This is a genomic window from Kitasatospora sp. NPDC088346 (genome assembly GCF_044740765.1).
GTDB lineage: Bacteria > Actinomycetota > Actinomycetes > Streptomycetales > Streptomycetaceae > Kitasatospora.
In genome coordinates, this window is the sequence record NZ_JBIURH010000001.1 from 750,402 (window position 1) to 771,002 (window position 20,601).

18 protein-coding genes are annotated in these 20,601 nt (G+C 73.3%); 7 read left to right on the forward strand and 11 right to left on the reverse strand.

What is annotated here, in order from left to right; genetic code table 11:
• Positions 1-50: 50 nt before the first annotated feature.
• The 4 genes from ACIOFR_RS03365 to ACIOFR_RS03380 form a co-directional block, all read right to left on the reverse strand.
• Positions 51-1,475: a GH1 family beta-glucosidase gene (locus ACIOFR_RS03365; RefSeq protein ID WP_400992005.1), complete on the reverse strand. Its 1,425-nt coding sequence runs from the start codon at positions 1,473-1,475 to the stop codon at positions 51-53.
• 29 nt (positions 1,476-1,504) lie between these two features.
• Positions 1,505-2,341 carry a carbohydrate ABC transporter permease gene (locus ACIOFR_RS03370; RefSeq protein ID WP_400992140.1) on the reverse strand — a complete coding sequence of 279 codons (837 nt, stop codon included), beginning with the start codon at positions 2,339-2,341 and terminating at the stop codon, positions 1,505-1,507.
• A 5-nt stretch (positions 2,342-2,346) separates the two neighbouring features.
• Positions 2,347-3,285, reverse strand: coding sequence for a carbohydrate ABC transporter permease (locus ACIOFR_RS03375; RefSeq protein ID WP_400992006.1), 939 nt, complete (start codon positions 3,283-3,285; stop codon positions 2,347-2,349).
• 76 nt (positions 3,286-3,361) lie between these two features.
• The gene (locus tag ACIOFR_RS03380) at positions 3,362-4,663 is read right to left on the reverse strand and encodes an extracellular solute-binding protein (protein WP_400992007.1); all 1,302 of its coding nucleotides are present in this window, start codon (positions 4,661-4,663) and stop codon (positions 3,362-3,364) included.
• Between the two features lie 311 nt (positions 4,664-4,974).
• Between ACIOFR_RS03380 and ACIOFR_RS03385 the strand changes: the two genes are divergently transcribed.
• Positions 4,975-7,875 carry a glycosyl hydrolase gene (locus ACIOFR_RS03385; RefSeq protein WP_400992009.1) on the forward strand — a complete coding sequence of 967 codons (2,901 nt, stop codon included), beginning with the start codon at positions 4,975-4,977 and terminating at the stop codon, positions 7,873-7,875.
• A gap of 105 nt (positions 7,876-7,980) precedes the next feature.
• On the opposite strand, the gene ACIOFR_RS03390 is transcribed toward ACIOFR_RS03385, so the two are convergent.
• Together ACIOFR_RS03390 and ACIOFR_RS03395 are read right to left on the reverse strand one after the other, a co-directional pair.
• Positions 7,981-8,415, reverse strand: coding sequence for an ASCH domain-containing protein (locus tag ACIOFR_RS03390; protein ID WP_400992010.1), 435 nt, complete (start codon positions 8,413-8,415; stop codon positions 7,981-7,983).
• 52 nt (positions 8,416-8,467) lie between these two features.
• On the reverse strand, positions 8,468-9,280 hold the full coding sequence (locus ACIOFR_RS03395; protein WP_400992011.1) for a helix-turn-helix domain-containing protein: 813 nt from the start codon (positions 9,278-9,280) through the stop codon (positions 8,468-8,470).
• 229 nt (positions 9,281-9,509) lie between these two features.
• Between ACIOFR_RS03395 and ACIOFR_RS03400 the strand changes: the two genes are divergently transcribed.
• The 3 genes from ACIOFR_RS03400 to ACIOFR_RS03410 are packed head-to-tail and all read left to right on the forward strand — an operon-like array spanning position 9,510 to position 11,938.
• Positions 9,510-10,178, forward strand: a complete 669-nt coding sequence (locus tag ACIOFR_RS03400) for a DUF4097 family beta strand repeat-containing protein (RefSeq protein ID WP_400992012.1) — start codon at positions 9,510-9,512, stop codon at positions 10,176-10,178.
• A gap of 12 nt (positions 10,179-10,190) precedes the next feature.
• The gene (locus ACIOFR_RS03405; protein WP_400992014.1) at positions 10,191-11,153 is read left to right on the forward strand and encodes an ATP-binding cassette domain-containing protein; all 963 of its coding nucleotides are present in this window, start codon (positions 10,191-10,193) and stop codon (positions 11,151-11,153) included.
• Positions 11,150-11,938 carry an ABC transporter permease gene (locus tag ACIOFR_RS03410; protein WP_400992016.1) on the forward strand — a complete coding sequence of 263 codons (789 nt, stop codon included), beginning with the start codon at positions 11,150-11,152 and terminating at the stop codon, positions 11,936-11,938. Before ACIOFR_RS03405 ends, ACIOFR_RS03410 begins: the two co-directional genes overlap by 4 nt.
• A 132-nt stretch (positions 11,939-12,070) precedes the next feature.
• Here ACIOFR_RS03410 and ACIOFR_RS03415 read toward each other — a convergent pair whose 3' ends face one another.
• Positions 12,071-13,156 carry a LacI family DNA-binding transcriptional regulator gene (locus ACIOFR_RS03415; protein WP_400992018.1) on the reverse strand — a complete coding sequence of 362 codons (1,086 nt, stop codon included), beginning with the start codon at positions 13,154-13,156 and terminating at the stop codon, positions 12,071-12,073.
• A gap of 305 nt (positions 13,157-13,461) precedes the next feature.
• Between ACIOFR_RS03415 and ACIOFR_RS03420 the strand changes: the two genes are divergently transcribed.
• On the forward strand, positions 13,462-15,114 hold the full coding sequence (locus tag ACIOFR_RS03420) for a DNA-3-methyladenine glycosylase 2 family protein (protein ID WP_400992019.1): 1,653 nt from the start codon (positions 13,462-13,464) through the stop codon (positions 15,112-15,114).
• Positions 15,111-15,617 (forward strand): methylated-DNA--[protein]-cysteine S-methyltransferase, encoded by a 507-nt coding sequence (locus ACIOFR_RS03425; protein WP_400992021.1) that lies wholly within the window; start codon positions 15,111-15,113, stop codon positions 15,615-15,617. The genes ACIOFR_RS03420 and ACIOFR_RS03425 overlap by 4 nt, the downstream gene beginning before the upstream one ends.
• Positions 15,618-15,721: 104 nt before the next feature.
• On the opposite strand, the gene ACIOFR_RS03430 is transcribed toward ACIOFR_RS03425, so the two are convergent.
• On the reverse strand, positions 15,722-16,234 hold the full coding sequence (locus ACIOFR_RS03430; protein ID WP_400992022.1) for a MarR family winged helix-turn-helix transcriptional regulator: 513 nt from the start codon (positions 16,232-16,234) through the stop codon (positions 15,722-15,724).
• A 497-nt stretch (positions 16,235-16,731) separates the two neighbouring features.
• On the opposite strand from ACIOFR_RS03430, the gene ACIOFR_RS03435 reads away from it, so the two are divergent.
• Positions 16,732-18,195, forward strand: a complete 1,464-nt coding sequence (locus ACIOFR_RS03435) for an MFS transporter (RefSeq protein ID WP_400992024.1) — start codon at positions 16,732-16,734, stop codon at positions 18,193-18,195.
• Between the two features lie 247 nt (positions 18,196-18,442).
• Here ACIOFR_RS03435 and ACIOFR_RS03440 read toward each other — a convergent pair whose 3' ends face one another.
• From ACIOFR_RS03440 to ACIOFR_RS03450, 3 genes are all read right to left on the reverse strand, one after another.
• Complete coding sequence (locus ACIOFR_RS03440) at positions 18,443-19,132, reverse strand: DUF305 domain-containing protein (RefSeq protein WP_400992025.1); 690 nt, start codon at positions 19,130-19,132, stop codon at positions 18,443-18,445.
• Complete coding sequence (locus ACIOFR_RS03445) at positions 19,129-19,854, reverse strand: DUF3105 domain-containing protein (protein WP_400992027.1); 726 nt, start codon at positions 19,852-19,854, stop codon at positions 19,129-19,131. Before ACIOFR_RS03445 ends, ACIOFR_RS03440 begins: the two co-directional genes overlap by 4 nt.
• Positions 19,855-19,966: 112 nt before the next feature.
• Complete coding sequence (locus ACIOFR_RS03450) at positions 19,967-20,458, reverse strand: hypothetical protein (protein WP_400992028.1); 492 nt, start codon at positions 20,456-20,458, stop codon at positions 19,967-19,969.
• Positions 20,459-20,601 lie beyond the last annotated feature (143 nt).

Below are 20,601 nucleotides of genomic sequence, written 5' to 3' on the forward strand. Positions count from 1 at the left end.
TCTCGGGTCGGCCTCGCGGCCGTCGGGGGTCCCGTCCGGTGCCGGTCCGGTCAGTGCGGCAGGTCGCCGGTCCGGATCACCTCGGCGTACCAGCGGGCGCTGTCCTTGGGCGTGCGGCGCTGGCTGGCGAAGTCCACGTGCACGATCCCGAACCGCTTGCTGTACCCGTACGCCCACTCGAAGTTGTCCAGCAGCGACCACAGGAAGTACCCGCGCACCGGGGCGCCGTCCGCCACCGCCCGGCGCACCGCCGACAGGTGGCCGTGCAGGTACGCGACGCGCTCCGGATCGTGCACCGCGCCCGAGGGGTCGGTGTAGTCCTCGTACGCGGCGCCGTTCTCGGTGACCAGCAGCGGCAGGCCGGGCAGGTCGTCGCGCAGCCGGGTGAGCAGCTCGTACAGGCCGTCGGCGTCCACCGGCCAGCCCATCGCGGTGCGGCTGCCCTCGGCGGGCAGGAACCGCACGCCCCGGTCGGCGGGCCAGGGCGAGAGCTCACCGGCGTGGCCGTCCTGCCGGGGGGCCGGCGCCGCCGGGTCGTCGGCCGCGACCACCGTCGGGGTGTAGTAGTTGATCCCCAGTGAGTCGATCGGGCGGGAGATCTCCGCGAGGTCGCCGTCCCGGACGAAGGACCAGTCGGTCAGCTGCGCGGTGTCGGCGAGCACGTCGGCGGGGTAGTGGCCGTGGAAGACCGGGTCCAGGAAGATCCGGTTGGCCAGGCCGTCGATCCGGCGGGCCGCGTCGAGGTCGCCCGGGTCGGTCGACAGCGGGCGCACGGCGGCCAGGTTGAGGGTCAGCGAGACCTGCGCCCCGGCGGGCAGCGCGGACCGCAGGGCGGCGGTGCCCAGGCCGTGCGCGAGCAGCAGGTGGTGGTGGGCGGTCAGGGCTGCCGCCGGGTCGGTGCGGCCGGGCGCGTGCACGCCGTTGCCGTAGCCGAGGAAGGCGCTGCACCAGGGCTCGTTGAGGGTGGTCCAGGTGGGGACCCGGTCGCCGAGCGCCGCGGCGGCGATCGCGGCGTACTCGGCGAAGCGGTACGCGGTGTCCCGGTCGGTCCAGCCGCCCCGGTCCTCCAGCTCCTGCGGCAGGTCCCAGTGGTACAGGGTGGCGACCGGCGTGACGCCGCCGGCGAGCAGCTCGTCCACCAGCCGGTCGTAGAAGTCCAGCCCGGCCCGGTTGGCCGGCCCCCGCCCGCCGGGCCGCACCCGCGGCCAGGAGAGCGAGAACCGGTAAGCCCCGAGCCCGAGTTCGGACATCAGCGCGACGTCCTCGCGGTAGCGGTGGTAGTGGTCCGCGGCGATGTCGCCGGTGTCGCCGTTGCGGACCTTGCCGGGGGTGTGGCTGAAGGTGTCCCAGATGGACGGCGTGCGGCCGTCCAGCGTCGCCGCGCCCTCGATCTGGTACGCGGCCGTGGCCGCACCCCAGACGAAGTCGGCGGGGAAGCCGGCGCGGACCGGGGAGGGCAGGGCTTCGACTGTCATCTCGCCTTCCAGGATCGTGAGTTGAGTGTTCATCCCTTGACCGCGCCCTGCATGATGCCGCCGACGATCTGACGGCCGAGCAGCGCGAAGACCACCAGCACGGGCAAGGTCCCGAGCAGGGTGCCCGCCATGACGATCGACTGGTCGGGCACGTAGCCCTGGCCGAGGGACTTGAGCGCCACCTGCACCGTGGGGTTCTGCGAGCTGAGCGCGACGATCGGCCAGAAGAAGTCGTTCCAGGTGGCCATGAAGGTCAGCATGCCGAGCACGGCCATCCCCGGGCGGGCCACCGGCAGCACGATCGACCGGAAGATCCGCAGCAGGGAGGCGCCGTCCATCCGGCCGGCCTCGATCAGCTCGTCGGGCAGCGCCTGGAGCAGGAACTGCCGCATGAAGAACACCCCGAAGGCCGAGACCAGCGAGGGCAGCACGACGGCCGGCAGCTTGTTCTGCAGGTCCAGCTTGACGATCACCATGAACAGCGGGATCACGCCGAGCTGCGGCGGGATCATCATGGTGCCCACGGTGACCGCCAGCAGCAGCCCGCGGCCGCGGAACCGCAGCTTGGCGAAGGCGAATCCGGCCAGGGTGGAGGAGAGCACCACGCCCGCCGTCACGACGGACGAGACCAGCAGCGAGTTGAGCAGCGCCGTGCCGATGGCGGCCTGCTGCAACGCCTCGCCGAGGTTGTGGAACAGGTTCGGCCCGGGGGTCAGCGCCGGAGTCGCCGCGCTGAGCTCGGAGTTGGACCGGCTGGCGGCCACCAGCGTCCAGTAGAACGGGAACACGGCGAGCAGGGTGGCGACGCCCAGCACCGCGTAGGCGAGCGGGCCGCCCCGGAGGGGGGAGCGCTTGGCGGTCTTCATCTCGATCACCGGTCCGTACGGTTGCGCCGGGCGGCGACGGCCGCGTTCACCAGGGCCAGCACCACGATCAGCAGGAACATCACCCAGGCCACGGCGGCCGCCCGGCCCAGGTGGAAGAAGGACCAGCCCTGCTCGTACATGTACAGGCCGAGGGTCTGGTACTGGTGCGAGATGCCGCCGCCCGAGTTGCCCTCGTACAGCAGCGGTTCGCCGAACAGCTGGGTGGCGCCGATGGTGGACACCACCACGGTGAAGACGATGGTGGGCCGCAGGCCCGGCACGGTGATGTGGCGGAACTGCTGCCAGCGGGAGGCGCCGTCCACGGCCGCCGACTCGTACAGGTCGGCCGGGATGGCCTGCATGCCGGCCAGGTAGATCAGCGCGTTGTAGCCCGTCCAGCGCCAGGTGACGACGGCCGAGACACCGAACTGCGAGGCCCAGGTGTCGGCCTGCCAGTCCACCGGGTCCAGCCCGACGCTGCCGAGCGCCCAGTTGATCAGGCCGTAGTCCCGGCCGAAGAGCTGCGCGAACACCAGCGTCGCGGCGGCCACCGAGGTCGCGTACGGCATCAGCATCGCGACCCGGAAGAACGTCCGGCCGCGCAGCCGGTAGTTGAGCAGGTGGGCCAGGCCGAGCGCCATCAGCAGCTGCGGGACGGTGGAGAGCGCCCCGATGGTGAAGGTGTTGCGCAGCGCGTTCCAGAAGAACGGGTCGTCGAGGAGACGGGTGTAGTTCTGCAGCCCGAGCCAGTCCATCCGGTCCGCCGTCTGCAGCTCCACCCGGTGCAGCGAGACGTACGCGGTGTACACCAGCGGGAACAGCCCGAAGGCCGAGAACAGGACGAAGAAGGGGGCGACGAAGCCGTACGGGGCGAGCCGGCCGGCCCGCCGCGGCCGGGACCCGGCGGCGGCCACGGCGGGCAGCCGGGCGGAGGTGATGGCCATGGAGGAGTCCTTCGACGGGCTCCCGGCCCGGGCCGGCGGCGGCCGGTCGGGCCGGGAGCGGGTGGCTGCCGGCGGGTCAGTTGCCGTTGGCCTTCTTGATGTTGTCCATGGCGTGCTGCCAGGCGGTGTCCGGGGCGGTGGCGGTGCGCTCCACCTCGCCGAGGGCGTCGGTGAAGGCCTTGCCGATCACGCCGTCGTCGGTGCCGAGCACCTGGGCGGGCATGTTGGCGGCGGACTCGCCGAAGATCTGGCCGATCGGGGCGTTGTTGAAGTACGGGTCCGTGACGGCCTTGATCTCGGCCTGCGCGCCGGTGCTGGACGGGAAGGAGCCCTGCTTGGTGAAGAGCTTCGCCTGCTGCTCCTTGGCGGTCAGCCACGTGATCAGCGCGGCGGCCTCCTTGGGGTGCTTGGCGGTGCGCGGGATGGTCAGGTACGAGCCGCCCCAGTTGCCGGTCCTGCCGGGGCCGGGGGCGATGTCCCAGGTGCCCGCGCCGGCGTCGCCGGCCTGGCCCTTGATGTAGCCGATCATCCAGGCGGGGCAGCTGAGGGTGGCGAACCTGCCGGTGCTGAAGGCCTTGTTCCACTCCGGCGTCCACTGCGGCAGCTTGGCGGACAGGCTGTCGGCCACGAGCCGGTTGGCGTCGCTCCACGCGGTCTTGACGGCCGGGTTGCTGTCGAAGACCGGCTTGCCGCTCTCATCGGCGTACCGGACCTTCTGCTGGCCGACCTCGGCGGTGAACATGCCGGCCGCGCTGTCGGTCCAGGCGTTGCCGGCCGCGGCCTTGCCGGCGTACGTCCGACCGAGGTCGAGGTAGCCCTGCCAGGTGGACCACCTGGCGGCGAGCTCGGTGCGGTCGGTGGGCAGGCCGGCGGCCTTGAAGAGGTCGGTGCGGTAGCAGATCGCCTCCGGGCCGATGTCGGTGCCGGCGCCCAGCACCCTGCCGTCGGGGGTCTTGACGGCGGCGCCCTTCCACGGCACCAGCTCGTCGTTGACCCCGCCGATGCCGAGGGTCTTCAGGTCGGTGAACTTGTCCGCCTGCTTCCGCACCACGCTCGCCGCCCGGCCGACCTCCAGGCCCTGGACGTCGGCGAGGCCGCCGCCACCCGCGAGCTTGGTCTGCAGCGCCTGCCAGTACTGGGCCTCGTCCTGGGTGTCGGTCTGCTTGATGGTGATGTCGGGGTGCAGCTTGGAGTACTCGTCGTAGAGGCCGCTCTCCTTGAAACCGAAGGTGCCGAAGAGGTCGACCGTGAGGGTGACCTTGGCGTCGGCGGTGTCCCCGGAGGCCGTGCCGCCGGATCCGCAGCCGGTGAGCAGCAGACCGGAGGCGAGTGCGGCGGATGCGAGGGCGACGGTGGTGCGGCTTCTGAACGGGCGCATGGGGGTGCCTCCTGGCGCAGCAGGTCGGTGGGTGGCGGGTGGGTGCCGGTGGGTGCCGGAGTGGACCGGCGAAGAATGTCTGAGAGCGCTCTCAATGCGATGTCAGGAGAGTGCCCGGTGGCGTTCTCGCTCGTCAAGAGTCCGAAACCCGAACGTAACCTTCGGGGTTGACGCGGGAGTCCGTTCGGAGAGTGAAGTCGGGGATTGTGTCCGGAGCGTTGACAGGGGTCTGTGACCGCCCTAGCGTCCCAACGCTGAGAGCGCTCTCAAGCGGTGCTCCCGCCCCACCGTCCCCCACCCGAGGTGGATCCATGAAGTTCAGATCCGTGCGTCGCCCGGCAGCCGCCGTCACGGCACTGGCGCTCGCCGCCGCGGCCGCGCTGGCCGCGACCGTCGGCGCGGGCAGCGCCGCCGCCGCGACCGTCCCCGTCGGCCTCGGCGGCTACAGCGACAGCCGCCCCGCCGGAACCGTCGGCCCGAGCAACTCCGACGGCGCACCCGTCACCCCCAAGGTCACCCCGCGGATGGCCGGCAAGGCCGTGCCGACCAACGACTGGTGGTCCTCCCTGGTCTTCCAGCGCTACGCGGGCAACCCGTACTCGGAGAACATGTACGGCCACCCGCTCACCTTCAAGGCCGTCGCCGCCGGACTGGAGGTCGGCTACCCCACCACCCCGACCGTCACCGGGGACGGGCGCCAGTACGACTACACCCACACCCGGGACCTCACCCTCGGCGTGGCGGGGCTCAACTCCCCGGACACCAAGGTCGACGGCTGGACCGACTGGACCGTCACCCCGTACTGGGCGGACGGCGCGCACACCTTCAGCGCCACCATCGGACACGGCCTGCCGTACGTCTACGCCCACGCCACCGGCGGCGCGGCCCAGATCACCACCGCCGCCGCACCCACCGTCTTCGCCAACCAGGGCAACGTCCTCGGGATCACCGTGGCCGGCCACAACTACGGCCTGTTCGCACCCGCGGGCACCGGCTGGAACGTCAACGGCACGACCCTGAGCGCGGCGCTCGGCGCCAAGGACTACTACTCCGTCGCCGTCCTGCCGGCCCAGTCCGACCTGGCGCTCTTCGGCACCTACGCGTACAGCTTCGTCACCGACACCAGGGCCGACTGGAGCCACCAGCCCGCGGCGGGCACCCTCACCACCACCTACACCGCCACCACCACCGCCCAGGAGGGCACCCGGACCGGCACCCTGCTCGCCCTCTACCCGCACCAGTGGCGGGCCACGACCGACCCGCTGACCCCGCTCGGCTACGTCTCGCCGCGCGGGCCGATGAAGGTCCGCGAGGGCGGCGGCTTCACCACCGTGCAGAGCGTCGGCGGCGTGCTGCCCTCGCTGCCGGACGTCGGCGGCTACGACCGGGCGGCACTCGGCGCGCTGGTGCGCCAGGAGGCCGACGCCGCCGACCCGTTCGCCGGCGCCACCGACACCTACTGGACCGGCAAGGCCCTCGGCCGGCTGTCCCAACTCGTCCCCGTCGCCGACCAGCTGGGCGACGCCGCGACCAGGGACAAGCTGCTCGGCCTGATCAAGGGGAAGCTGCAGACCTGGTTCCGGGGCACCGGCTCACCCGGCTTCGCGTACGACGCGGTGTGGAAGACCCTGATCGGCTACCCCGCCTCCTACGGCACCGACGCCGAACTCAACGACCACCACTTCCACTACGGGTACTTCGTCCAGGCCGCCGCCACCGTCGCCCGCTACGACAGCGCGTGGGCCGCCGACTCCGCCTGGGGCGGCATGGTCAAGCTGATCGCCAAGGACGCCGCCAACGCGGACCGCGCCGACACCCGCTTCCCGCTGCTGCGCAACTTCGACGTCTACGCCGGTCACGGCTGGGCGGCCGGCCACGCGGCGTTCGCCGCGGGCAACAACCAGGAGTCCTCCTCCGAGTCGCTCAACTTCAGCGCCGGACTGATCCTCTACGGCTCCGCCACCGGCGACACCACCCTGCGCGACCTGGGCGTCTACCTCTACACCACCGAGGCGAACGCGGTCGAGCAGTACTGGTTCGACGCGGACCGGGCCAACTTCCCGGCCTCCTTCGGCCACGGCACCGTCGGCATGGTCTGGGGCAGCGGCGCCGCCTACTCCACGTGGTGGACCGCGGCACCCGGCATGATCCACGGCATCAACGTGCTGCCGGTCACCGGGGGTTCGCTCTACCTGGCCCGCCGCCAGGACGAGATCCGGGCCAACCTCGCCGAGCTCAAGGCCAACAACGGCGGGGTGCTGACCGACTGGCGCGACCTGCTGTGGGAGTTCCAGGCCCTTGCCGACCCGGCCGCCGCCAAGTCGGCCTGGGACAGCGGCAACGGCGGCTACACCCCGGAGGAGGGGGAGTCCAGGGCGCACACCTACCACTGGATCTACGCCCTCGCCGCGCTCGGCACCCTCGACCCCGCCACCACCGCCGACACCCCGACGGCCGCCGTCTTCAGCAACGGCGCCACCCGCACCCACGTGGCGCACAACTACTCCACCACCGCCCGGCAGGTCCGCTTCTCGGACGGGTACACGCTGACCGTGCCGGCCCGATCGACGGCCAGCGAGCGGGGCGCCTTCCAGGACGGCGGCACCGGCGGACCGACCAGCCCGCCCTCGCCGTCGTCCTCTCCCTCTCCCTCGGCGTCGTCCTCGCCGTCGGGGACACCGTCGCCGTCGCCGTCGCCCTCGGTGCCGGCGGGCAGCGGCAACACCTTCTACCTCCAGGCCGCCGGCACCCTCACCACCGCCTACGGCAGCGCCGCCGCGACCGACACCCTGCCCTCGGCGGGCGGCGGCAACCACGACGGCACGCCGTACCAGGCCAGGGTCTACGAGGTCCGGAACCTGAGCGGCACCCTCAAGTCCGGTGCCGGTACCGACTTCGACCTCTACCTCGACGCCGGCTCGGCGGTCGGCCTCGGGCAGCAGGTCCGGGTCTCCTACGACCTCACCGGGGACGGCAGCTTCGACCGGGTCGAGACGTACCGCTACTTCGCGACCGACCCGGTGGCCGGCTGGGAGCGGTACTCGGGGGCGGCCGCGGGTCTGGCCGGCGCGACCGGCACGCTGGGCGCCCTCGACCACGGAACCGTCCGGGTGGAGGTGTGGTCGGCGATCGGCAACGCCCCGTCCCAGCTGCGGGTCGGTGCGACCCAGGCCCAGGGCAGCGCCTCCGTCCTGCGGATCCCCTTCAACTGACCTGCGCCGTAGGCCGGGTGGCCGGGTGGCTCGATGGCTGCCCGGCCACCCGGCCTGCGGGCGTCGTGGCCTGCCCGCGTTCGGCCGGACGGAGCGCCTCGCGCGTTACCGCACCACCCGGAACCGCTCCAGCACCACCTCGGTGGTGTCGTCGACGGCGAAGTCCGGGTCCGCCAGCTCCGCCAGCATCTCCGGGCTGCTCCAGTACTGCTCGTGGCCGGCCCGCCACTCGGCCACCGTCCGCAGACCCTCGCCCTCGTCGAGGGCGTGCCGGAGGTCGACCTCGCCGAGCGGGACCACCCGCACCTCGGTCAGCTCGATCACGGCCACCGGGACGTCGTCCGAGTCCACCACCACCTGCCGGTCCCCGACCGTCGGCAGGGCCTCGCCCAGCGCCCGGTACTCGGCCATCAGGCCGGTGGTGCTGCGCTTCTCGCCGCCGAGGATCGCGGCCACCAACCGGTCGCGCAGCGGCCCGGGGAAGGCGAACTCGGCCTTCGGGAGACCGGCGTACCGATCGTCGTTCCGATCATCACTCATGGGGCAGACCGTACGGCGTCCACGGAAGGGCCGCCCGGGGTTTTCCGCCGCCCTACCCGCGCTCCGCACCCGGCGCGCTGGCTGCGTCGTCGGCGTCGGCGTCGGCGTCGGTGTCGGCGCCGCCGCCGACGGCGGCCGCCCGGCCGGGGGCGGCGGGGGCCTTCGCATAGAGCACCTCGCGGGACTGCTCGGCGGCGCGGGCGATGGTCTCGCTGATGAACTCGCTGAAGCGGGCGATGTTCTCCAGACGGGTGGCTGCCGGGGTGTCGTGGCCGAGGACGGAGACGCCCTGCCGGGCGATCTCCGCGAGTTGGGCGCTGGCGCGGGCAGCGGCCATCGTCGACTGGTACCAGACGTCGTTGTCGACGACGTAGCGCTCGCGGCGGCCCTCGTCGGGTTCCCGTCGGACCAGGCCCTGGCCTTCGAGGAACGCGACCGCCTTGGAGACGGACGCCGGGCTGACCTGGAGGCGCTGGACGAGTTCGGACGCGGTGAGGCTGCCCGCGTCGGTGGTGAAGAGGCACGTCAGGACCCGGGCCGTCATCTTCGGCAGGCCCTGCTGCATGAAGAGCGTGGTGAAGGTCTCCTCGTACTCGCGCACGGCCTCGGGGTCGCGTCCGTGGGTCTGTTCGGGCGCCTGCTGCGCCCGGGGCGTCGCCTGCCGGCGCCGGTGCGCGCGGCGCTCGGTGGCACGGTGGGCCAGCTCGGCGCGGTAGGAGACGGGCCCGCCGTTGCGCAGCACCTCACGCGTGATCGTCGAGGTGGGACGGTCCAGGCGCCTCGCGATCTCCGCGTAGGCCAGCCCGTCGGCCAGCCCCAGTGCGATCTGCTGGCGCTCCTGCTGAGTAAGCCTGCCTCCCGGCATCGAGATCCCCTCTCACGGTCCGTCGGATGCCCGCACTGTAGCTTTCATTCCCCATCCAATGCAACGCATGCCCGTCTGACGTTGCGTTAAATTCGCAGCCGTTGCAATGATTTTGCTGATGTGACCTGCACTGATGCCGATTTCATGCAACGTGGTTGTTGCCAGGTTCTTGAACGCAACGTAGCTTTTGCGAAGTCAGAAACAACACCAGCGAGTGCAGGAGCACACGATGCAGAAGTTCGACAGCCCCGCCCCGGTCGCCGCCGTCATCGAGATCCCCGCCGGACGCGTCCAGGTCATCGCCGCCGACCGGACCGACACCACCGTCGACGTCCGCCCGGCCGACCCCGGCAGGAGCCGCGACGTCAAGGCCGCCGCGCAGGCCACCGTCGACTACCGGGACGGCGTCCTGCGGGTCGCCGCCCCGGAGGCGAAGAACCAGTACTTCGGCCCCTCCGGCTCCATCGAGGTCACCGTCCAGCTGCCGGCCGGCTCGCGCATCGAGGTGAAGGCCGCCGCGGCCGACCTCCGGGGCGTCGGACGCCTCGGCGACGTCGCCTACGAGGGTTCGGCCGGCGCCATCAAGATCGACGAGGCCGCGAGCGCCCGCCTCACCACCGCCGCCGGCGACGTCTCGATCGGCCGCCTGGGCGGCCCCGCGGAGATCAGCACCCAGAAGGGCGACATCCGGATCACCGAAGCCGTGCGCGGCGCGCTCGTGCTGACCACCCAGCTGGGCGAGGTGTCGGTCGGCGCCGCCCCCGGCATCTCCGCCTCCCTCGACGCCGGCACCGGCTACGGCCGGATCCACAACGCGCTGCGCAACGCCGGCGGCGCCGCCGACCTGACCATCCACGCGACCACCGCCCACGGCGACATCACCGCCCGCAGCATCTGAGGAGCAGCCACCATGACGAACCTGGCCATCGCGGCGAACGGACTGCGCAAGTCCTACAACGACAAGGTCGTCCTCGACGGCGTCGACCTGGCCGTCCCCGAAGGAACGGTCTTCTCCCTGCTCGGCCCCAACGGCGCCGGCAAGACCACCGCAGTGAAGATCCTCTCCACCCTCGTCTCCGCCGACCCGGGCACCGGCGCCGTCCACATCGGCGGCCACGACCTGGCCGCCGACCCCCAGGCGGTACGCGCCGCGATCGGCGTCACCGGCCAGTTCTCCGCCGTCGACGGCCTGATCACCGGCGAGGAGAACATGCTCCTGATGGCCGACCTGCACCACCTGCCCCGCAGCGAGGGCCGCCGCACCACCGCCGACCTGCTCGAACGCTTCGACCTGGTGGACGCGGCCAAGAAGCCCGCCGCCACCTACTCCGGCGGCATGAAGCGCCGCCTGGACATCGCCATGACCCTGGTCGGCAACCCGCGGATCATCTTCCTCGACGAACCGACCACCGGCCTCGACCCGCGCTCCCGGCACACCATGTGGCAGATCATCCGCCGGCTGGTCACCGACGGCACCACCGTCTTCCTCACCACCCAGTACCTGGAGGAGGCGGACCAGCTCGCCGACCGCATCGCCGTCCTCCACAACGGCGGGATCGCCGCCGAGGGCACCGCCGAGGAGCTGAAGCGGCTGGTCCCCGGCGGACACGTCCGGCTGCGGTTCGCCGACCCCGCCGCGTACCAAGGCGCCGCCTCCGCCCTCGGCGAGGTCACCCGCGATGACGAGGCACTGACCCTGCAGATCCCCAGCGACGGCAGCCAGCGCGCCCTGCGCTCCGTCCTCGACCGGCTGGACACCGCCGGCATCGAGGCGGACGAACTGACCGTGCACACCCCCGACCTCGACGACGTGTTCTTCGCCCTCACCGGCACCGCCGGCATCCCCGACCAGCCCAAGGAGACCGTCCGATGAGCTCTCTCTCCCTCGCCGTCCGCGACTCGTCCACCATGCTGCGCCGCAACCTCCTGCACGCCCGGCGCTACCCCTCGCTCACCCTGAACCTGCTGCTCACCCCGATCATGCTGCTGCTGCTCTTCGTCTACATCTTCGGCGACGCGATGAGCTCGGGCCTCGGCGGCAGCCCGGACCGCTCCGCGTACATCGCCTACGTCGTCCCGGGCCTGCTGCTGATGACCATCGGCAGCACCGTGGTCGGCACCGCGGTCTCCGTCTCCAACGACATGACCGAGGGCATCATCGCCCGCTTCCGTACGATGGCGATCCACCGGCCCTCGGTGCTCGTCGGGCACGTCGTCGGCAGCGTGCTGCAGTCGGTCGCGAGCGTCGTCCTGGTGGGGGCCGTCGGCGTGGCGATCGGCTTCCGCTCCACCGGGGCCGGCGTCCTGGAGTGGCTGGCGGCGTTCGGCCTGCTCGTGCTCTTCGCCACGGCCCTCACCTGGCTCGCCGTCGGCATGGGCCTGGTCAGCCCGAACGCGGAGGCCGCCAGCAACAACGCGATGCCGCTGATCCTGCTGCCGCTGCTGTCCAGTGCCTTCACGCCGGTCCACGCGATGCCCGGCTGGTTCCAGCCGATCGCCGAGTACCAGCCGTTCACGCCCGCCATCGAGACCCTGCGGGGCCTGCTGCTCGGCAGCGAGATCGGCCACAACGGGTGGCTCGCCGTCGCCTGGTGCCTGGCGCTCGCGGTGCTCGGCTACTTCTGGTCCACCTCGACCTTCAACCGTGACCCGAAGTAGCCGCCGTGCCCCCTCGCTCCGCGCACGGCCCTCCGCACCGCGTTCCGCCTGTACCGCGTTCCGCCCCCGGGCGGCGTACCCGACACCGCGTCGGCGTTCGCCGCCCGGCGGCGTGTTCCGGCGGTTGCGCGGTCAGGCCGACTCCCGCCGGACCAGCCGGGTCGGGATGATCACCGAGGTGGGGGCCGAGCCACGGCCGACCGGCCGCTCCGGCTCGCCGGACAGGTGCCGCAGCAGCATCCGGGCCATCAGCCGCCCCATCTCCTCGATGTCCTGCCGGACGGTGGTCAGCGGCGGCTCCGTCCACGCCGCCACCGACTCGACGTCGTCGAAGCCGACCACCGCGACGTCCTCCGGCACCCGGCGCCCGGCCGCGCGCAGGACCCGCAGCGCCCCGGAGGCCATCGAGTCCGAGGCGGCGAACACCGCGTCCAGGTCCGGCCGGCGGGCCAGCAGACCGGCCATCGCCCGGCCGCCGCCGTCCGGGGTGAAGTCACCCTCGGCGATCAGTGCCGGGTCGCCGTCGGGCAGCAGGTCGCGGTAGCCGTCCAGACGGTCGACCGAGGAGGTCTGGTCGAGCGGGCCGGTGATGGTGGCGATCCGGACCCGGCCGAGCTCCCGCAGGTGCTGCACGGCCTGCCGGGCACCGCCCCGGTTGTCGCTGTCCACGTACACCAGCTCGCGGTCGGACTCGGCCCCCGGCCAGCCCGGCCGGCCGCCGACCACGAAGGGCAGGCCGACCCGCCGGGCGATCTGCGGCAGCGGGTCCGAGCGGTGCAACGAGAACAGCAGGACGCCGTCGACGTGGCCGCCGGCCAGATAGCGCCCCACCCGGTCGTAGTCGCGCTGCTCCTCGATCATCAGCAGCACCATCTGGTTGTCGGCCGCCGAGAGTTCGCGGCTGATGCCGCGCAGGTGCTGGGCGAAGAAGGGGTCCGAGAAGATCCGGCTCTCCGGTTCGGCGACCACCACGGCCACCGCCTGGTTGCGCCGCGTCACCAGGGTGCGGGCCGCCAGGTTGGGGACGTACCCGAGCTCGTCCACCGCGCGGCGGACCTTCTCCTGGAGGGCCTCGCGCACGCCCGCCCCGCCGTTCACCACCCGGGAGGCGGTCGCCCTGGAGACACCCGCCCGCTCGGCGACCGACTCCAGGGTGGGCCGCGCGGAGACGCCCCCGACGACCCCGGCCGACTGCTGCTGCCCCGACGGTTCGGTCACCGTGCGCTCCTCTCCGCGACTGTCCACCGCTCCCCACGACGCCGCTCTCGGCGACCGTCCACCGCTCTGCACGGTGGCGCTCTCCGCGACCGTCCGCCGATCCGTACGGCGGCGCTCCTCGCGGGTGCGCCCCGCCGTGCGTGATCGTACGAGACGTACGTGGCCGCGCGTGGGTGTGCAGTGCTGAGCCTAGCGGGTCGGGCGACGGGCCTGAGAGCGCTCCCAGGGGATGTCCGGAACCGTGCCGGACCGCCGTGTCCGATTCCCGCCAGTCGAGCCCTCCGGGATGGCGCAGACTGGACAACGTGATCGACGACGAGACCAGGTACCGGGCGGTCGACAGCCGGGACTCCCGCTTCGACGGGGTGTTCTTCACGGCCGTCCGCACCACCGGCATCTACTGCCGGCCGAGCTGCCCGGCAGTGACCCCGAAGCGGGTGAACTGCAGCTTCTACCCGACCGCGGCCGCCGCCCAGGGCGCCGGCTACCGCGCCTGCCGGCGCTGCCGGCCCGACTCCGTGCCCGGCTCGCCCGAGTGGAACCACCGCGCCGACCTGGTCGGCCGCGCCATGCGGCTGATCGGCGACGGAATCGTCGACCGCGAAGGCGTCGCCGGCCTGGCCGCCAGGCTCGGCTACAGCTCCCGCCAGCTCCAGCGCCAGCTCACCGCCGAACTCGGCGCGGGCCCGCTCGCCCTCGCCCGCGCCCAGCGCGCACAGGCGGCCCGCCTGCTCCTGCAGACCACCGAACTGCCGGTCACCGAGGTCGCGTTCGCGGCCGGCTTCGCCTCCGTCCGGCAGTTCAACGACACCGTGCGCGAGGTCTACGACCGCACCCCGAGCAGGCTGCGCACCGAGGTCGCGGCCGGCCGCCGGGGCGGCGGCACTCCCGGCAGCATCAGCCTCCGGCTCGCCTACCGCGGCGCACTGGACAGCGACCACCTGATCGACTTCCTGGCCCTGCGCGCGGTGCCCGGGGTGGAGGAGGTCGTCCCCGGCACGCCCCCCGGGGTCCGCACCTACCGCCGCACCCTCGCCCTCCCGTACGGCCACGCCGTCGCCGAGGTGGACGGCCTCGGACCCGCCGACCCACCGACCCGGGGCTGGCTGGACTGCCGGCTCGTCCTCACCGACCTGCGCGACCTCACCACCGCCGTGCACCGGCTGCGCGCCCTCTTCGACCTCGACGCCGACCCGGACACCGTCGACGGCCAGCTCGCCGCCGACCCGGCGCTCGCCCCGCTGGTCCAAGCCCGCCCGGGCATCCGCTCGCCCGGCCACGTCGACCCGCACGAGCTCGCCGCCCGCGCCGTGCTCGGCCAGCAGATCACCGTCACGGCCGCCCGGACGCTGGCCGGCCGGCTCGCCGAACGGTACGGGGCCGCGCTGCCCGCCCCCAGCGGCGGCCTGCGCCTCCTCTTCCCCACCGCCGACGCGCTCGCGCAGGCGGCACCGGAACACCTCGCGATGCCCGAATCGCGGCGCCGGGCGCTGCGCGGGCTGTGCGCCGCCCTCGCCGAGGGCACCGTCCGGCTGGACGGCGGCGTCGACCGCGAGGAGGCCGCCGCCGAACTGCTCGCCCTGCCCGGCATCGGCCCCTGGACGGTCGGCTACCTGCGGATGCGGGCCCTGGCCGACCCGGACGTCTTCCTGCCGACGGACGCGGGCGTGCGGCACGGCCTGCAAGGCCTGGGCCTGCCCGGTGACCCGAAGGCCGCCGAACTGGCCGCGCCCGCGTGGGCGCCCTGGCGCTCGTACGCCGTGCACCGGCTCTGGGTGGCGGCGGCCTCGCCGGGTGGTGCGGTGCGTGGTGGTGGGGTGCTTGGTGGTGGGGCGCCGGGTGGTGGGGTGCCCGGTGGGGCGTCGGGCGGTGGGGCTTCCGGTGGTGGGGTTCCGGCCGGTGTGGCGGCGAGGGGCGGGGAATCGAACGTGGACAGTACGACGGAGGAGACGGCATGACAACGGCGTTCACGACCATGGACAGCCCGCTCGGGCGCCTGCTGCTGAGCGGCGTCTACCAGGACGGCGGCCCGCTCGCGCTGACGGCCGTCACCGCTCCCGGCCAGAAGGGCGCGCTGAGCGAACCCGCCGACGGCTGGGTGCCCGACGCGGACGCCCTGGCGCCTGTCGTGGAGCAGCTGACCGGCTACTTCGCGGGTGAGCTGACCACGTTCGACCTGCCGCTGGCGCCGGTCGGCACCGAGTTCCGGCAGTCCGTCTGGGCCGCGCTCGACGACATCCCGTACGGCGCCACCGTCACCTACGGCGAACTCGCCGAGGCCGCCGGGCACTCGCCGCGCGCGGTGCGGGCGGTGGGCGGTGCGGTCGGGGCCAACCCGCTGCTGGTGATCCGCCCCTGCCACCGGGTGATCGGCGCCAGCGGGGCGCTCACCGGATTCGCCGCGGGGACGGACAACAAGCGGCTGCTGCTGGAACTGGAGCGCGGCGCGGCGCTGTTCTGACGGGCGTTGCCGGGGGCTCGGCCCCAGGGCGAGGGCCCGGACGGGGTTCGGGCGGGGTTCGGGAGGGCCCGACGGGGTTCGGGCGGGCGGATCCGGCGGTGCGGTCAGACGCTGCCGCTGCCGCCGCCGGCCAGGGAGCGGGCGAGCTGCTCCAGACCGGGGAGGGCACGCATCACCGCGTCACGGTCGGTGGGGGAGAGGCTCTCCAGGGCGTCGGCCAGCCGGCGTTCGTGGGCCTGCCGCCAGTCCCTAAGCTGCTGGTGACCGGCCTCGGTCAGGGCGATCCGGGCGGTCCGGCGGTCACCGGGGTCGGCCTGGCGGTCCACGAACCCCGCGTCCAGCAGCTTGCCGATCAGCCCGCTCACGGTGTTGGGCGCGAGCCGCTGGCGGTCCGCCAGCTCGCCGACCCGCAGGGGCGCTGCCGCCAGCGTCTGCAGCAGCTCGACCTGGGCCATCGGCAGCGACTCCCACGGGTAGTCGGTGCGGATGCTGCTGCGCAGCGCGCGACGGAGCCGGGTGATCACATCGGTGAGCCGCTGGGCGCGGGCCAGCCGGGCCGTCTCCTCCAGGGCGGAGGACTCGGGCTGCGGCGGGGTGGGGGCGGGCTGCGGCGGCATGGGCGACAGCGTATCGGTTCGCCGTGGCCACCTCGGTCCCCGACCAGGTCGGCAACCGAACAGCTCGCTCGCCGACCGATCCCCTCGGCGACCAGTCCGTTCGGCGGCCGATCGTTTCGGCGCCCGTTCGACTCTGCGGGCGAACACGGCGGGGCCCGAGGTGCTTCGCGTTCGAGGCGGTCCCCGTCCGAGGTGCTCCCCGTCCGAGCGCCTCCGTGCCCAGGTGATGCCGTATCCGCGCACTTCCCGGCCCGAGTGGTTCCGCGCCCGAGCGGTTCCGGATCCGAGCCGGTCCCTGTCCGAGCCGGTCCCCGCCCGAGTGGTTCCCTGTCCGAGCGGCTCCCCGTTCGAACGGCTCCACCACCCAGCTGCTCCACCTCGGACACCCTGGTCGACCGAACGAGTCGACATCCTGATGACTCCCTGTGCGATCAAATCGAATGCCGAGCGACTCTGTGCAAGAGTGTGTCGGCAGCAGATATATTCTCGGTGTGCCGATGCCCGCCAGATTCCGTCTGCTCGACAGCCCTCTGCTCGCCGAGCGTCCCCGTCCCCGGGCCGTCGCCGCCTGGCCGCACGCGCACTGGCTCGCGGTCGGCACGGTCTGCGTCGGCGCCTTCCTCGGTCAGCTCACCGCGAGCGTCACCGCCCTGGTCTTCCCGGCACTGGAGGAACGGTTCCATGCCGGGCTCGCCGCCGTCGAGTGGGTCGCGCTCGCCTACCTCGTGGTTCTGGTCGCCCTGCTGGCCCCGGTCGGCAGGCTGTCCGACCTGGTCGGACGCAAGACCGTCTACCTCGGCGGGTTCGCGGTCTTCGGTCTGGCCTCGCTGGGAGCGGGCCTGTCGGGAAGCCTCGGCCAGCTGATCGCCTGCCGCGCCGTCCAGGCGGTCGGCGGGGCGATGATGCAGGCCAACAGCGTCGCCCTGGTCGCCCGCGGGGTGCCCGAGCGGGCCATGCGCACCGCGCTCGGTATCCAGGCGGCCGCCCAGGCCCTCGGCCTCGCCCTGGGCCCGACGCTGGGCGGGCTGCTGGTCGCCCACGCCTCCTGGCGCTGGGCGTTCTGGATCAACGTGCCGATCGGCCTGCTGGGCATCCTGGCCGGCTGGTTCCTGCTGCCCCGTACGCACCCGGCCGGGCGCCCCGACCGTCCTGGGGGCCGGGACGCGGACCGGGGCCGGTTCGACCTGGCCGGCATGGTGCTGCTGGCCGGTGCCTCGGCCGCGTTGCTGCTGGCGCTGTCCGCGGCCTCGGGCCTGCCGCTGCCGGGCTGGGCGGTGCTCGCGCTGCTCGCCGCCTCCGCCGTCCTCTCGGCCGGTCTGGTCCGCCAGGAGCGGCGGGCCGACCGGCCGATCATCGCCCCGGGCCTGGTCAACACCCCGGGGATCAGGGCCGGCCTGGTGCTCGCGCTGGTCGGCTACCTGTTGCTGTTCTGCCCGCTGGTGCTGGGCCCGGTGATGCTGTCCGGGGCCGGGGTGCCGGTCGCTGCCGCAGGCCTGGTGATCACCGCGCTTCCGGGTGCCTTCGCGCTCGCCGCCACGCTCGGCGGCAGCCTGCTGCCGGCCGGCTGGACGGATGCCGCGCGCTGCCGGGTGGGCGCGTTCGCGGCGTCGGCGGGCCTGCTCGCATCGGCCCTGCTGCCGATCGGCCCGGCCGCGGCGGTGCCGGCCCTCCTGGTGGTGGGCCTCGGGCTGGGGCTGCTGCTGCCCGCGAACAACGCCTTGGTGATGCGGGCCGTTCCGGCGGAGAGCTCGGCGGTCGGCGGCGGCATGCTGAACACCGTTCGCAGCCTCGGTACGGCCCTGGGCACCGCCCTTCCGGTGCTGGCCGTCCACCTGGCGGGCCGGAGTTCCGGCGGCCGCGCACTGCTGGTGCTGCTCGCGGTGGTGGCGCTCGGGGCCGGCCTGCTCGCCACCAGGGCAGGGCGCCCCGAACGCCCTGCCGTCGACCCGGGCCGTTGCTGACCGCGGCTATCCACGAGCGCGCGGCTATCCACGACCCCGGCCGTCGACGACCGTGGCCGTCGTAGACCCCGGCCGCGGATGGCCCCTGCCGTCGCGGGCCCGGTTCGCGAGGGCCCGGCAACGCGACCGGGGTGGGCCCGACCGGCTCGGTCGGGCCCACCCCGTGGCACCACTCCATGCCACAGCCCCGTGGCACCACCCCGTGGCACCACCCCGTGACGCCAAGGCCGCCCCGGCGGCGGCCGGTTCACTTGAGCGGCTTCGCGCCCCGCTCCGCGAGCATGCCGGTGATCAGGTCGATCTCGGCCTGCTGCCCGTTGATCATGGTTTGGGCCAACCGCTTCTCGGCCTGGTTCCTGCTCGCGTCCACGTAGGCCCGGGCCATTTCGAGCCCGCCCTTGTGGTGCTCGATCATCAGCTGGAGGTACCAGACCTCGGCCTCCTGGCCGCCCAGGCCGCGGAGGCGGTCCAGCTCGGTGTTGGTCGCCATGCCGGGCATCAGCGAGCCGTCGTGGGCCTCGTAGGTGTGGCCCATCCACGCCATCGGCTTGGCCGGGGAGTTCTGCGTGAGCCCCCACTGGTCGAGCCAGCCCATCAGCATGCCGCGCTGGTTGGCCTGGGTGTTGATGATGTCGAAGGCGAGGGTCCGCACGGCGGGGTCGGCGGTGCGGTCCCGGACGATGAACGACATGTCCACGGCCTGCTGGTGGTGGGCCGCCATGTCCCGCGCGAAGCCGGCCTCCGGGGAGTCGGTGGCGGGGGTGGAGGCGGCGGCGACCGTCCCGGAGGCGCTCGGGCCGCTCGTCAGCAGCGCCGGGACGCCGAGTCCGAGCGCGACCACCGCGGCCAGCGCCGCGGGCCACCAGAGCCGGCGGCGCGGCGGCGTGTCCGGGCCTGCGTGCAGTTCCTCGGTGCCGGTCCCCTCGGCCGGGGTCACTGCATGGTCCCGTTGCTGCAGGAGGCGCCGGGCTCCTGGGTCTGCGGGCCCTGCACGTACTTGGTGAAGAACTGCTCGACCCGCGGGTCGGTGGCGCTGTCCACGGAGAGCTGGGTGCCCCAGGCGTTCAGGGTGATGGTGCCCTGCTCCTCCGGGTACGGGCTCATGAGCGAGTACGGGGTGGTGCTCACCTTGGCGGCGAGTGTCTTGATGTCGTCCGGGGTGGCCTTGGCGTTGTAGGTGACCCAGACCGCGCCGTGCTCCAGGGAGTGAACGGCGTTCTCGTTCTTCACGGGCTTGTCGTAGACGTTGCCCATGCAGGTCAGCCAGGCCGGGTTGTGGTCGCCGCCGACCGGCGGGGTCTGCGCGTAGGTGACCGGCGTGGTGACGTGGTTCCGGCTGAGCTTGTCGAAGGTCTGGACGCCGTCGATCGGCACGTTGGCGGCGTCCTGGCGGGCCTTCTCGGCGGCGGCCGCGGCGGCCTTCTTGTCGTCCTGCTTCTGCTTGGCGTCGAGGGCGATCCAGCCGCCGGCGGCGACCATGCCGCCGATCAGGACGGTGGCCACGCTGATCGCGACGATCTTGTTGCGGCGGTCGCGGCGCGCCTCGGCCGCGCGCAGCTCGGCGATCCGCGCCTTCCGGTCGGCGGCCTGGTCGGCGCGGCCGCCGGAGCGACCGGGCTTGCCGGCGGCCGGCTTGGACTGCTTGGAGGCGGAACCCATGGAGATGTCCTTGTCCCCGCCGTGCGTTGGCGCACGGCGGTGTGCGGGGGTGGTGGGGTTGGCGGAGCCGCCGGGCCGACCGGGTCGGCTGCGGGCCGGCGGTGGGTTCCGCTCAGGACCGGTGGACTTGCAGGGCGTGCAGGTCGGGTGAGTGGTCGGGGCCGGACAGGACACCGATCCGGTTGCCGCAGGGCAGTGCCCGGACGGTGATCAGCCGGGCCGGCACGACGGCGGCCGGCTGGGGCGGCGCGTTCGGGAGCTGTGCCTCCGGGCCGCAGAACGAGTGGTTCGAACAACCGCTGCCGGGCGAGGGGCGTTCGTCGTCGGCGGTGCACAGGGCCACCGGGGTGCGGTCCCGCTCGGCGGGCGCGACCAGTCCGGGCAGCCGGCCGTGGTGGAGGAGCACCGGGCCGTCCACGACCGGACCGACGGCGGCCGCGGCCACCGGGGAGGCCGGGGCCGCGGTGACCGCTCCGGCCCGGCCGGCGCAGGGCAGCAGCGCCATCAGGCCGATGACGATCAGGGACCACAGCACCACGGCCGGACGGGAGACCGCGAGTGCGGTACTCCCCGGTGGGGGTGCGATCGGTCCTGGCGCGGTCATGCGCACATATTAATCAGCCGAACGAGTGATGTGATGCCCCTCTTCGGCCTTCCTTCCCCGGCCGGTCACGGGCCGGTCGCCGCTTGATCGCCCCTGCTGGGAACAGTTCCGACAAGCACGGACGGAACGGCACCCACCGTGGC